At 60.0% G+C, this 12,578-nt stretch carries 12 protein-coding genes; 3 read left to right on the top strand and 9 right to left on the bottom strand.

Annotated features, from left to right (window positions below; genetic code table 11):
* Positions 1–14 precede the first annotated feature (14 nt).
* The 3 genes from BW979_RS13005 to BW979_RS12995 all read right to left on the bottom strand — a co-directional run bounded on the left by BW979_RS13005 (position 15) and on the right by BW979_RS12995 (position 3,417).
* A complete protein-coding gene (locus BW979_RS13005; protein ID WP_076383962.1) occupies positions 15–833 on the bottom strand; it encodes an arylamine N-acetyltransferase family protein in 819 nt (272 codons plus the stop codon).
* Between the two features lie 110 nt (positions 834–943).
* Positions 944–1,738: an exodeoxyribonuclease III gene (gene xth, locus BW979_RS13000; protein WP_047228513.1), complete on the bottom strand. Its 795-nt coding sequence runs from the start codon at positions 1,736–1,738 to the stop codon at positions 944–946.
* 107 nt (positions 1,739–1,845) lie between these two features.
* The gene (locus BW979_RS12995) at positions 1,846–3,417 is read right to left on the bottom strand and encodes a sensor domain-containing diguanylate cyclase (protein WP_047228514.1); all 1,572 of its coding nucleotides are present in this window, start codon (positions 3,415–3,417) and stop codon (positions 1,846–1,848) included.
* A 299-nt stretch (positions 3,418–3,716) separates the two neighbouring features.
* Here BW979_RS12995 and chrA point away from each other — a divergent pair, with 299 nt between their 5' ends.
* Complete coding sequence (gene chrA, locus BW979_RS12990; protein ID WP_047228515.1) at positions 3,717–5,072, top strand: chromate efflux transporter; 1,356 nt, start codon at positions 3,717–3,719, stop codon at positions 5,070–5,072.
* Here the strand turns inward: chrA and arsN2 are convergent.
* Positions 5,069–5,500, bottom strand: a complete 432-nt coding sequence (arsN2, locus tag BW979_RS12985; protein WP_047228516.1) for an arsenic resistance N-acetyltransferase ArsN2 — start codon at positions 5,498–5,500, stop codon at positions 5,069–5,071. The two genes, chrA and arsN2, sit on opposite strands and share 4 nt — an antisense overlap.
* A 192-nt stretch (positions 5,501–5,692) precedes the next feature.
* Here arsN2 and BW979_RS12980 point away from each other — a divergent pair, with 192 nt between their 5' ends.
* On the top strand, positions 5,693–6,844 hold the full coding sequence (locus BW979_RS12980) for a mechanosensitive ion channel family protein (RefSeq protein ID WP_047228517.1): 1,152 nt from the start codon (positions 5,693–5,695) through the stop codon (positions 6,842–6,844).
* Positions 6,845–6,919: 75 nt separating this feature from the next.
* On the opposite strand, the gene BW979_RS12975 is transcribed toward BW979_RS12980, so the two are convergent.
* The 3 genes from BW979_RS12975 to BW979_RS12965 all read right to left on the bottom strand — a co-directional run bounded on the left by BW979_RS12975 (position 6,920) and on the right by BW979_RS12965 (position 9,668).
* A complete protein-coding gene (locus tag BW979_RS12975; RefSeq protein ID WP_177345114.1) occupies positions 6,920–7,180 on the bottom strand; it encodes a hypothetical protein in 261 nt (86 codons plus the stop codon).
* A 123-nt stretch (positions 7,181–7,303) separates the two neighbouring features.
* Positions 7,304–8,524: an MFS transporter gene (locus tag BW979_RS12970; protein ID WP_076383960.1), complete on the bottom strand. Its 1,221-nt coding sequence runs from the start codon at positions 8,522–8,524 to the stop codon at positions 7,304–7,306.
* A gap of 121 nt (positions 8,525–8,645) precedes the next feature.
* Positions 8,646–9,668 carry an alpha/beta hydrolase gene (locus BW979_RS12965; RefSeq protein WP_076386596.1) on the bottom strand — a complete coding sequence of 341 codons (1,023 nt, stop codon included), beginning with the start codon at positions 9,666–9,668 and terminating at the stop codon, positions 8,646–8,648.
* A 247-nt stretch (positions 9,669–9,915) separates the two neighbouring features.
* On the opposite strand from BW979_RS12965, the gene BW979_RS12960 reads away from it, so the two are divergent.
* On the top strand, positions 9,916–10,833 hold the full coding sequence (locus tag BW979_RS12960; protein ID WP_076383959.1) for an AraC family transcriptional regulator: 918 nt from the start codon (positions 9,916–9,918) through the stop codon (positions 10,831–10,833).
* A 122-nt stretch (positions 10,834–10,955) separates the two neighbouring features.
* Here BW979_RS12960 and BW979_RS12955 read toward each other — a convergent pair whose 3' ends face one another.
* Entirely contained in the window at positions 10,956–11,843 is an 888-nt protein-coding gene (locus tag BW979_RS12955) for a LysR family transcriptional regulator (RefSeq protein WP_076383958.1), read from the bottom strand.
* A 4-nt stretch (positions 11,844–11,847) separates the two neighbouring features.
* Positions 11,848–12,534, bottom strand: coding sequence for a cysteine hydrolase family protein (locus tag BW979_RS12950; RefSeq protein ID WP_076383957.1), 687 nt, complete (start codon positions 12,532–12,534; stop codon positions 11,848–11,850).
* Between the last annotated feature and the right edge of the window lie 44 nt (positions 12,535–12,578).

Raw genomic sequence — 12,578 nt, 5'->3', positions numbered from 1 at the left:
GCTACCCCACTTCGTTACAGAAGCCCAACCACGGCGGGCCGTAAAAGCTCACGTGGCGGTACGCGCAGACCAAACTCGTTTTCCAGCAGGTCGATCAGTTCGTCGGCGTCGGTGATTGTCCGGCGCTCGCTTTGCTCGCCTATCCGGTGCAAGGCATAGCTGTTGCCGTTCAGGGTCTTGCGCAATCCATCGCCAGTGCGAGCCACCATCAACCGGCCCATGAATGGCGACTCGGGGTGGTTGCTGACGTACCAATTGCCGACGGTGTAGTCGATGTCTTCCTGGCGCTGCAGATCGAACAGGTACATCGGCCGCCATTCGTCGGCCACGCAGGCACGCAGCAGATAGCCGTCCGGGTGAACCTCGATGCGATAGGGTTCGTGGGGAGTGGCCTGGGTGTCACGGCTGTCCAGCAGCAGCGGCGCAGTAGGCACCATGCCGCCGAAGCCGACATCGGTGGTGTAACGCACGCCGTCAAGCGTCACCAGGCTGAGGCGGTGGGTGCGGGCGGGCCAGGCACCCTCGGGGGCATTCATCACCACCCGTCCGGTGATGCCCCGGGCTTCGAAGCCCAGTTCCAACAGCAGCGCCAGGAACAATTGATTGAGCTCATAGCAGTAACCGCCGCGGCCTTGTTCGAAGACTTTTCGCTCCACTGATTCGAGGTCGATGGGGACGGGTTGGCCCAGCAGCGTCGAAAGGGTTTCAAAGGGGAACTCGGCGGTGTGGCGTCGTTGAAGCAGGCGCAAGGTGTCGAGGGTCGGGGCTGGCGGTGTGTCGAAGCCCAGGCGTTGCAGATAACGGCCCGAATCATTCAGTCGGGTTTGGCTCATGAGGATGTCCTTTCCTGTCCAGTGCAGGGCTTACAAAAAGTCCGCTGCTGGGGTGCAGATATAAGGCATTCGCCTTTGCGAGACAATAACCGACCGCAGACCTCGCTCCCTCACCGACGTTTTCGCGAAGCGAGCCGGATCCAGGTCGGAGCATGGTCGCTGGGATGTGGTTGATTCCTGACCCATGCGTCCACGCCCGCCTCGCTCAGGTAAGGACTGGCCGCCGGGTTGAGCAGCAGGTGATCGATGCGCAGCCCGGAGTTCTTTTGCCAGTGCTGACGGAAATAATCCCAGAAGGTGTATACCCGCTCGTCCGGGTACAGATGGCGCAACGAATCGGTCCAACCCTGGTCGAGCAACCTTTGGTAACACTCGCGGCTTTCGGGTTGCAGCAGGGCATCCTTGAGCCAGGAACGCGGGTTGTAGATGTCCAGGTCGGTGGGCACCACGTTGTAATCACCCGCCAGCACCACCGGATGATCGCTGGCCTGCAGCCCCTGGGCATAAGCGATCAGCCGTTCGAACCAGGCCAGTTTGTAATCGAATTTGGGCCCAGGTTGCGGGTTGCCGTTAGGCAGATAAAGACAACCCACCAGCACGCCATGCACCGCAGCCTCCAGGTAACGACTGTGGCGGTCATCGTCACCACCGGGCAAACCACGGCGGCTCTCCAGCGGTTGCGCATCACGGGCCAGGATCGCAACGCCATTCCAGGACGCCTGGCCGTGCCAGAGCGATCCGTAACCGACCGATTCCAGCTGCGCTGTGGGGAAATCCTTGTCCGCTGCCTTGAGTTCCTGCAAGCAGACAATGTCGGGTTTCTCCCGCTCCAGCCACTCCAGCAGATTGGGCAGTCGGGCCCGGATGCCGTTGATATTGAAGGTCGCTATGCGCAGGTTTTTCATCGGGCCAGGGCTCCAGATCCAGGACACTAGCTGTGACCGACAAGCCACCGTGGTGGTTGCAACGACTTACGATCTCCCGGCCATCGATTTTGATGATTTCTGCGACCTCAACGATCCGAGCGCGCCAGCGTATCAAACCCGTCTTCCATCGATAACGCCGCCACTCGGTTGCGTCCGCTGTGCTTGGCCTGATAAAGCGCCGCGTCGGCCCGCTGGAGGAACACTTCAATACTGTCCAGACTGCTGGGCACAAACGCGTAGCAGCCCAGGCTCACCGTCAAGTAGCCGGTAGGAGAGCCGGCATGGGTGATGTGTTGGTCGATAACGCTGCGGCGGATCTGCTCGGCCAGGGCCAAGGCCCCTTGCAGGTTGGTATCGGGCAGCAGCACCGCGAACTCCTCGCCGCCATAACGCACGGCAAGGTCAGCCTTGCGATGACAGCAACCCTTGAGCACCTTCGCCATTTCTGCCAGACAATGATCCCCGGCCACGTGGCCGTAGGTGTCGTTGTAACGCTTGAAGAAATCGATATCGAGCATGATCAGGCTCAAGGGGCTGCGCTGGCGGGCGCCCCGGCCGAACTCGATGTCCAGGGCCCGCTCGAACAGCCGACGGTTCGCAAGCCCAGTCAGGCTGTCATGGGTGGCAATCAGCTCCAACGCTTCCTGGGCCTTGCGCAGGTCCGCTTCGATCCGTTCGCTGTTGCGCACCTGACGCACGAACACCCAGCCGAACAGGCAGATACCTAATACCACCACCGCTACGATGAGACTGGATTTGAAGGCTCTGTCGTGCCAACCCGCCAGGATCGCCTGTTCGGACATCGCGGCGGTCACCACCAGCGGATAGGCCTGTAAATGCTGGTGGTCATAGAGCCTGAGGACGCCATCGGCAGCGGAGCGGATGGTCGCGGTACCGGCGCCTTCGCTGTACAACTCATGCTGAAAGACCGGTTCCTCAGCCAGGGATCGACCGATTTTCGCCTCGTCGAAGGGGCGCCGGGCCAGCAAGGTCCCGTCGGACAAGGCCAGGACCATCTCGTCTTGATCAGCGAGGCTGAAGCTTTCGAAGAATCGATCGAAGTACGACATCTTGATCCCGGCCAACAATACGCCCTGGAAATTGCCGTCCTGATCATTCAAGCGCCGCGACACCGGGATGATCCACTCGCCATTTTGTCGACTGCGGATAGCCGGCCCGATATGAGCGATCAGGGCGGTGTTCTGCTGATGGAACGTAAAGTAGTCCCGATCTGCCACCCCTGGGCCCCTGTGCAGTTGTTCAAAGGACGTAATGACCCATTGACCGTGCTTGTCGAACAGGAACAGGCCATGCAATTGCTCCAGTGCTTGCACGCGCCGGGCAAAGGTTTTCTGCAGACGTGGTTGCAGCGCCGGATCGAAACCGTCGCTCTCTATCCAGTCCGCCAGGCTGGTCAGGACCAGGTCTGTCTGCTGGAACGTGTCCTGAGCCTGTTGGGCCATGGCCCGGGTGAGGTTGGCTGAGGCGGTGCGCGCCGACTCCAGATCGTAGCGACGAGACTGTTCCAGTTGCAAAAAAAGCAGGCCACACAGGCACAGGCAGACCGCCGCGATAAACGCCACCGCTGCCTTGAGCAACGGCAGGCGCTTGAGGGCACCGCCGGGGACATGGAACGGATCAAAATGGGGGATAGGCAAGCGAATTCCTGAGGGGGGCAAAGCATGAGCGAAACCCTCAAAGCCCCCAATATTCGTGAGCTTAGCCTACCGCCTGGGGGGGCGGCAATTTGCCGGTGTGGCATAGCCGATGGGTGGCTCAATGGATCCAAAATCCTGCGCATGGCCCTGTCAAATTCACCCGTTCTGGCCGGGAAATCCCCCCAATGGCGACAATCCCGGAAAGCCGGTTTTTTTCATGAATCGCTTTGCCAGGGCTATCAAAATTGCGTAACGCCCCATAACGTAGGTCGCCTTTGCCATTCAAGCACCGGCCGACCATGAATAAACCCATCCCGACCGTCGACGACCCGTTGTCCAGCCCCTCGGCCATCAGCTTGCGCGAGGCGTTCTGGTTCTGGCTCAAGCTGGGCTTTATCAGTTTCGGTGGGCCGGCAGGACAAATCTCGATCATGCACCAGGAGCTGGTGGAGCGCCGACGCTGGATTTCCGAACGACGCTTTCTGCATGCCCTCAATTACTGCATGCTGCTGCCAGGCCCCGAGGCGCAGCAATTGGCGACGTACCTGGGCTGGCTGATGCACCGCAGCTGGGGCGGGATCATTGCCGGGGCGCTGTTCGTGCTGCCTTCGCTGTTCATTCTCATCACATTGTCCTGGCTGTATGTCGCCTTTGGCGAAGTGCCGGTGGTGGCCGGGATTTTTTATGGCATCAAGCCAGCCGTGACCGCGATCGTCGTGCATGCCGCCCACCGGATAGGTTCGCGCGCGCTCAAGAACAGTTGGCTGTGGGCCATCGCCGCCGGCTCGTTCACCGCGATATTCGCTTTCAATCTCCCCTTCCCGCTGATCGTGCTGGGAGCGGCGGTCATCGGGTACTTCGGCGGCCGCTGGGCACCGGAAAAGTTCAGCCTGGGCGGCCACAACGCCACGCATCAGTCCTTTGGCCCGGCATTGATCGACGATGACACCCCGCCCCCGGAGCATGCCCGCTTCAGCGCCTTGCGACTGGCCCGGCTGGCGATCATCGGCGCCCTGCTGTGGGCCTTGCCGATGGGTGTGTTGGCCCTGTTGTTCGGCTGGGAAGGCACCCTGACGCAAATGGCCTGGTTCTTCACCAAGGCGGCCTTGCTGACGTTTGGTGGCGCCTATGCGGTTCTGCCCTATGTGTATCAAGGCGCTGTCGAACATTTCGGCTGGCTGACCCCGACACAGATGATCGATGGTCTGGCCCTCGGCGAAACCACTCCCGGCCCGTTGATCATGGTGGTCGCTTTCGTCGGCTTCGTCGGTGGCTACGTGATGCAGGTGTTCGGCCCTGAACAGGCCTTCCTCGCTGGCGCGGTTGCAGCCACGCTGGTGACCTGGTTTACGTTCCTGCCCTCATTCCTGTTCATCCTCGCGGGTGGGCCATTGGTGGAGTCGACGCATAACGAGCTGAAATTCACCGCACCGCTGACGGCGATTACTGCCGCCGTGGTCGGGGTGATCCTCAACCTGGCCTGCTTCTTCGGTTACCACGTGCTTTGGCCCAGCGGTTTTTCCGGTGCGCTGGACTGGCCGTCGGCAATCATCGCGCTCGCCGCCGCCATTGCGCTGTTTCGCTACAAACGCGGCGTCATCCAGGTGCTACTGGGATGCGGACTGACCGGCCTGGCCGTGCATCTACTGCGTTAGATGAGGCATTTGCTCAGGTAGGCCGCCGAGGCCGGGCACAATGATCTGAATTGGGCCGTTTCGCTGATCGACATCGGCGCCAGCGACCGGTCACGCGGCTGATACCCCTGGGCGACAAAGAAGCTAGCAACACTGGCAGTGAGCAGGTGAAGGCGTTCTACGCCTTGGTTTTTCGCAAACTCTTCCAGAGCGACCAGCATCGCTGCGCCTATGCCGCGCCCCCGCAGCCCCTCAGGGACCACCAGAGAGCGTAACAATCGGTCCGCGCCCTCCCCCTCGATCCCGCCAAACGCTGTCTGAGCGTCTGCTTGCCTGAAGCTGAAAAAACGTCGGCCCTGCTGGTTCAGGTCGTCCACAGGCAGACCCGCCAGGATCAGCGCCTGGCGCAACGGCTCCAACTCCTCATTGCTCAGTTCGGTCATGTGCATGGCATTGCTCTGACAGAGGTTCTGCCCAGGAAACTACGCCGCCAGCACTCTCCTACGCAACTGCTCGCGCAGAACAAAATTGAACGGCCCGTGCTTTGCGCGAACTAACCAGGTTCATGCCCTGCCCAGGTTCTCACACCAAAGTCGGCAAGGGCCAAAACCTGAACAGCAATGGCACAGGTGACCGTTCACATGGACTCAAGCTCTCTTCAGTTCCTTACCGATACCCAATTACTCGGCATCTCCATCGCCAACTGGCTCCTGGCCCTGGGTGTGATGGTGGTGAGTTTTATCATCGTCAGGGCCGGCATCGGCTTGCTGTTGAGAAAAGTGCAGGCCCGGGCACAGAAACCCGATGCGTATGTCAGCCACATCGCCGTCGAAGTCCTGTCCAGCACCAGCAATACGCTGTTGTTACTGGCCTCCATCCTCATTGGCGTCGGCGTCCTGGACCTGCCGGAGCGTTGGCTTGACCGGGTCAGCAGCCTCTGGTTCGTGGTCGCAGCCTTGCAGGTGGGGCTCTGGGCCAACCGGGCAATTGCCCTGGCGTTGCTGCACTATTTCGCCCGCCACAGCCACTCCGACATCCACCAGAAAAGCGCGTTGGCCACCCTGAGCCTGTGGGGCGCGAAGGTGTTTCTCTGGGCCGTGGTGCTCCTGGCGATGCTCTCCAACCTGGGCGTGAACATCACCGCCTTTATCGCCAGCCTCGGGGTCGGTGGTATCGCCGTGGCGCTGGCGGTGCAGAATATCCTCGGTGATCTGTTCGCCTCGCTGTCCATCGCCGTGGACAAACCGTTCGAGGTCGGCGACTTCATTGTCGTGGGTTCCCTGGCCGGCACCGTGGAACATGTCGGCTTGAAAACCACGCGGATCCGTAGCCTGGGTGGCGAGCAGATCGTGATGGCCAATGCCGGAATGATCAGCACCACCATTCAGAACTACAAACGGCTTCAGGAACGACGGATCGTCTTTGAATTCGCCCTGCCCCATGACTGCTCGACAGAACAGCTAAGGCAAGTGCCGGTCATCGTCGAGAACATCATCAAGGCTCAGGAAAAGACCCGCTTCGACCGCTCGCACTTTCGCGGTTTCGGCGAGAGCGCACTGGAATTCGAAACGGTGTACATCGTGCTGGACCCCAGCTACAACGTTTACATGGATGTCCAACAGGCGATCAACCTGGGCATGATGGAAGAATTCGCCAGAATCGGTGTGCGATTTGCGATCCCGGCCCGTACCGTTCATGTCGCCTCGCTACCCGATACGCAGGGGCAAACGTCCAAGGAAAACGCTCACAAGACCTCGCTGGAAGCCGCGCCGGAGTATCGCTCGCAGCATTAACCTCCAAGCATTTACCCTGTGGGAGCAAAGCTTGCTCGCGATGAGGGCGCACACGCAAATGGGCGCACACTCGTATCAAATAAAACTGACAGACCGCGAATTAGCTGGCGGATTGAGCAACGCATTGGCGCCGGTCTCAATCGCCGGCGACCTGTTTTCCACCGGCGGTTTCCCTACGAGAAGGCTCAACGCGTTGTCGATCTCGTCGGCCGCCCCTTGCGCGTACTGTGCGTTTGTCCAGCTCCAATGGTGTTCAAACATCAACCCGCCCACCGCCTGCGCGCACAGTTCATCACTGCAGACCCCCATCTTTCCCGCCGCAGCGATCACGGCCATAAGGGCTTGCTCCAACTGGAAAATTCGCTCGGTAGTCACACTGACCCACTCGATAGGTAACGAGCCCCTAGCCTACCAATATATCAATGTGCCACCAACCGCAGGCGCTCAACGGTCATCTGCTCAAACGGCCTTGGCCTGCGCCCGGGCGCGGATGTCTGGGCAATCCCGAACCGCGGCCCGTGCAGCCAGGATACCGAGAACGGCTGCACCACCCAGCACAGCCGCGCTGGCTTCGAAAGTCGCCTGATAGCCGCTCAGATCGAAAAGGATGCCGCCCACCGTGGCACCCGCCGCAATCGCAAGCTGGATGATCGCGACCATCAATCCGCCCCCTGCTTCGGCATCATCTGGCAGCGTTCGCGCCAGCCAGGTCCACCAGCCGACGGGGGCAGCGGTGGCCACTAACCCCCAAAGCCCCAGCAGGATAATCGTGATGGTTGCCGACGCCCCGAACCCCACCAGGGCAAGTGCAATCGCTGCCATCAGCAACGGGATGACGATGAGCGTCCGATACAGGCCATTTTTCAAGAACGCACCGATCACAAAGGTACCCAGCAAACCGGCCACGCCAATCACCAGCAATGCAAACGAAAGCAAAGACACGCTCATCTGCGTCACCGTTTCAAGGAACGGTCGTAGATAGGTGAACAACATGAATTGACCCATGAAGAATGCGCTGGCAGCCAGCATGCCCAAGGCTATGGGGCCCCGCGCCATCAATTTGAACACGTTGGCGCTGCCCTGCTTCGTCTGTGCCGGCATGGAGGGCAGGCGTAACAGCAGCCAGACCAAAGCGGTGGCGGCGACAGGCACAATGCAAAAGAACGCGCCACGCCAACCGATTATCTGCCCAAGAAAACTGCCCAGCGGCGCCGCCACCACCGTCGCCAACGCGTTGCCGCCATTGACGATCGCCAAGGCCCGTGGGATCTGGTGATCCGGCACCAGCCGCATGGCCGTGGCGGCTGACAACGACCAAAAGCCGCCAATCGCAACGCCGATCAGTGCGCGTCCGGCCATGAATACCGCGTAATTGGGTGCCAATGAGACCACGGTTCCAGAAATGATCATCAACAGTGTCAGCAGCAGGAGCAAACTTTTACGGTCCACCCTAGCGGCAATCGATGCAATGAACAGGCTGGTGATCAGGGCGAAGGCGCCAGACACGGCGATGCCTTGACCGGCCTGCCCTTCGCTAATGTGTAGATCGGCCGCAATGGGCGTGAGCAGGCTGACCGGCATGAACTCCGATGCAACGAGGGCGAACGTAGCGAGGGACATGGCAAGCACCGCGCTCCACGTGGGGCGGTCTTGGGATATGGGCAATACGCTATCGGTCATGGGATATGAATCCTGTGTTTCTTGAGCGTCGGGTCCACTGAAGACTCGAGGGGACGAACTGCGGCAACGAAGATCGCTGCCGCAGGACAAGAGGTGCCAAGTGATGGCGTGATTGAGGGAGTTACTTCAGATTGTTGCGAAAGAACCCGGCCAACTTGTCGAACGGGATCAGGTTCACCCGGTCGTAAAGGTCCACATGGTTGGCTCCCGGGATGATGAGCAACTCTTTGGGTTGCGCAGACCGCTTGTAGGCATCTTCACTGTACTCACGCGAGTGCGCCTCGGAGCCGGTGATAAACAGCAAAGGACGCGGCGAGATGCTTTCAATGTCATCGAACGGGTAGAAGTTCATGAACTTGACGTTGCTGGACAGCGTGGGCATGGTCGTGGTCTGCGGCGAAGCGCCGGCGGGAGTGACTTCGCCACGCGGGGTCCGGTAGAAGTCAAAGAACTCATCCGCGATGGCATCGCCCGTCAATTTCAGCGGTGAGCCAGAGGTGTACGCGGTTTTTCCACCGATAAACTCCACATAGCGCTGCTCGGCTGCCGTGGCCAGGAACTGTTTTTTCTGTTCCGCCGTTGTCGAGTTACCCAGGCCTTTGCGGTACAAGTCGCCATGGTTGTACATGCTGACCGTCGCGATGGCCTTCAGGCGCGGGTCGATCTTGGCTGCGCTGATGACGAAAGCGCCGCTGCCGCAGATACCAATGATGCCGATGCGCTCGCGATTGACGAACGGCCGGGTGCCGAGAAAATCCACCGCAGCGCTGTAATCCTCTGCGTACATGTCCGGCAACACCGCATTGCGCGGCGTACCCTCACTCTCCCCCCAGAACGACAAATCCAGGGAGAGCGTAACAAAACCCTGCTCGGCCATTTTGGTCGCGTACAGATTGGAACTCTGCTCCTTCACCGCGCCCATGGGATGACCCACGATGATGGCGGCGCTCTTCGCCTTCGGGTCCAGTCCCTTTGGGACAAACAGATTACCTGCCACCTCCATCCCGTATTGATTCTTGAAGGCGACCTTTTCCACTGTCACCTTGTCACTTTTGTAGAAGTTGTCAGCACCGTTGGACATATCAGCCCCCATGGATGAGCAAGAGACGATAAGCAGACCGAGGGCAAGCAGCATTCTTTTCACTGGATAGTCCTTCTGTTTGAGTGATTCGAGGGGTGTCGCCCGCGTAGGCTCGAACATGCATTGAGTAATGATCTCCTGAGTCAGGTCGGATCAAATTTTCAGCGCTCAACCCGGATTTCAGGTAGCGCATTGCGCTGCTTTTCTTGCCCGATCCTATGAGTTCACCCAGTTCGGGTAGGCAGCGCTTCGCTTGGCGAGTTACTGTTCTGCCTATAGCTATCAGCCCTGGACAACCCCCGAACCCGCCATGACCACCCAACGCAAATCCCTGCAAGAGACGCTCGCCGGAATCATTGACGCCCGGACCCCACAGACGGGGGACTTTGATATGCCGGTGGCCGGCCTTAGTTTCTTTCGACGTGAAGCCCCGGCGCGTCCCGTCATCTGCATGATCGAACCGAGCATCGTGCTCGTGGCCCAAGGCGTGAAACAGGTATGGGTAGGTGGCAAGGCGTATGGATACGACACCACACGATTTCTCATCACTTCGCTGGACATCCCCGCCAATTCTGAAGTGATTGTGGCAAGCCCGGAGCAACCTTGCCTGGGCCTGGTCTTCAAGCTCGACTTGCGCATGGTCGCCGATCTGGTCGCCCAGAGCGGCATGACGCCGTATCGAGACCGGCCCATCGGAATTGGCGCAGGCATTGGTACAGCAACACCTGAGCTTCTGGCGCCGTTCGCACGCTTGTTGGCGCTGCTGGATGAGCCTGACGCGATCCCTGTACTGGCGCCGCTGATCCAACAGGAAATTCATTATCGGTTGTTGATGAGCGACCAGGCTTCGCGGCTGCGTCAGATCGCCTCCGTGGACAGCCAGGGCTACCGGATCGCCAAAGCCATCGACTGGCTGAAATTGAATTACACCGAACACATCCGCGTAGAGGACCTCGCGGCGCGTGTGCAGATGAGCCCCCCCACCTTCCACCATCACTTCCGCCAGCTCACCGCGATGAGTCCGCTGCAGTATCAGAAGTGGCTACGGTTGAACGAAGCGAAGCGCTTGATGCTCAATGAACATATGGACGTGGCGAGTGCGGCCTTCAAAGTGGGCTATGAAAGCCCCTCGCAGTTCAGCCGTGAGTACGGCCGTTTGTTTGGCATGCCGCCCAAGCGGGATATTGCGACGTTGCGCGGGCCAGCCGATCACACCAAGGCTGTTTGATTCATTGTGGCTTGCCCCATTGTGACGAGGGAACTCCCTCGCCACGGCTCAGCTACATCGTTCAAATCGTCGCAACGTTGTCCGGGCTTTTCAGGCCCCGGCGCTGTTCAGTCCAAGGTCCATCAGTTCCTGGCGCCGTAATACTGCGCCATGTAATCCACAAACACTCGAACCTTGGCCGGCAAATTCCGCGCATGCGGGTAAAGCGCATAGTAGTGCCGCTGCCCAAGCGTGTACTCAGGCAGAATCCGCACCAGTCTTCCCGTCAGCAAGTCATCCTGCACCGTCGCCAGGGTAAACGCGGCAATGCCCCCGCCCGCCAGAGCGCAGGCGTGCAAGGCGGTGATGGTGTCCGTGTGAAAGCTGCTGGCGCAATCCACCGTGCTCGACTCCCCTGCTTCCCCCACCAGCACCCACTGCGTGGCCGAGGCATACGTCAGCAGCCGATGGTCGTTGAGTTCAGCAACGCCGCGAGGCAGCCCGCGCTTGAAGACATAGGCCGGTGCCGCCACCAGAACCAGCGGCGAAACGCTGAGCAAGCGCGCGACAAGACTGCTGTCGGCCAGCGGCCCGCAAATCCGTAACGCCACATCGACCCCATCGGCTACCAGATCGATAAGCGGATCCGAGCAGGACAGATCGACCTGGATGTCCGGATAGCGCTCCTGGAACCCCGGCAACCAACGGGCCAGCTCCAGCGTACCGATCACCAGCGGGGTACTGATGCGCAGCAGTCCGGAGGGCCGTTCCTGTTCCAGGGTCACCGCCTGGGACGCGGCATCAACGCGATCCAGAATATCCACGCAAGCGGCGTAGTATCGCTCGCCTGCTGCCGTAAGGCTCATGCGTCGGGTATTGCGATTGATCAGACGCACGCCCAGCACAGACTCCAATTGCTGCAAGTTGCGCGACACCGACGAATGAGTGGTATCCAGTCGTTCGGCCGCGGCTGAAAACCCCTGAGCCTCCACGATGCAGCGAAACACGCGCATGGCGAGCATCTGATTCATATTTTCAGCGTACCGGCAGCTTGATGATTTGGGCGGTGGTCATCACATCACCGAAAGTATCCTCGACCTCGGCCAGTGCGGCCTTGTGCAAGGCGTCCTTGTCGATCGCTTCGCCACTGACCCGGGTGATCGCACGGGTAGCCGATGCATCGGAGGCGACCAACACATTGTAGCCAAGCGGCGCCGCATCACGGGCAGCACCGGCCACGCACGCGTGGGTCATGAGGCCGGAGATGATCAGGTTTTCGATACCAGCGCTCTTCAAACGCTTGTCCAGGTCGGTACTGCCGAAGACGCTGACAGTGGTCTTTTGCAAGACAACATCCTGGGCCCGGGGCTGCATGTCCGGATGGAATTTCACGGTTTCGCCACCCTCGGCAAACACCGCCGAACCGGCCGGCGCAATGTGCTGGATATGGAACACCGGCATGTGGTGATCATCGGCGAAATCAATCAGTTCGCGAGTATTGGCCAACGCAGCAGCGCCGTCAGGGATGGGCATTTTGCCGGTGAAATATTCGTTCTGGAAATCGATTACCAGTAACGCGGTTTTACCGGCCGGGAGTTGGTTGACCGGCTCCGCGCCAGCCATGGCTCGAATGGTGGGATGGGCATCAGCCAATGCGCCGGTGCTGGCGACAATACCGGAGAACGCACAAGCGGCGAGCAAACGACGGGTAAAACGTTGCATGAGGGATTCCTTCACAAGTGGTTGAGTGAAGCAATCCTAGGGGG

The sequence above is a fragment of the Pseudomonas sp. A214 genome (assembly GCF_900156295.1).
Taxonomy (GTDB): domain Bacteria; phylum Pseudomonadota; class Gammaproteobacteria; order Pseudomonadales; family Pseudomonadaceae; genus Aquipseudomonas; species Aquipseudomonas rhizophila.
This window is presented reverse-complemented; position numbering and strand designations above follow the sequence as displayed.

Coding starts and splice junctions, on each gene's coding strand:
- BW979_RS12955 (WP_076383958.1), bottom strand. CDS start 11,843: ATGAATCAGATGCTCGCCATGCGCGTGTTTCGCTGCATCGTGGAGGCT.
- BW979_RS12950 (WP_076383957.1), bottom strand. CDS start 12,534: ATGCAACGTTTTACCCGTCGTTTGCTCGCCGCTTGTGCGTTCTCCGGT.
- chrA (WP_047228515.1), top strand. CDS start 3,717: ATGAATAAACCCATCCCGACCGTCGACGACCCGTTGTCCAGCCCCTCG.
- xth (WP_047228513.1), bottom strand. CDS start 1,738: ATGAAAAACCTGCGCATAGCGACCTTCAATATCAACGGCATCCGGGCC.
- BW979_RS12980 (WP_047228517.1), top strand. CDS start 5,693: ATGGACTCAAGCTCTCTTCAGTTCCTTACCGATACCCAATTACTCGGC.
- BW979_RS12975 (WP_177345114.1), bottom strand. CDS start 7,180: ATGGCCGTGATCGCTGCGGCGGGAAAGATGGGGGTCTGCAGTGATGAA.
- BW979_RS12960 (WP_076383959.1), top strand. CDS start 9,916: ATGACCACCCAACGCAAATCCCTGCAAGAGACGCTCGCCGGAATCATT.
- arsN2 (WP_047228516.1), bottom strand. CDS start 5,500: ATGCACATGACCGAACTGAGCAATGAGGAGTTGGAGCCGTTGCGCCAG.
- BW979_RS12970 (WP_076383960.1), bottom strand. CDS start 8,524: ATGACCGATAGCGTATTGCCCATATCCCAAGACCGCCCCACGTGGAGC.
- BW979_RS13005 (WP_076383962.1), bottom strand. CDS start 833: ATGAGCCAAACCCGACTGAATGATTCGGGCCGTTATCTGCAACGCCTG.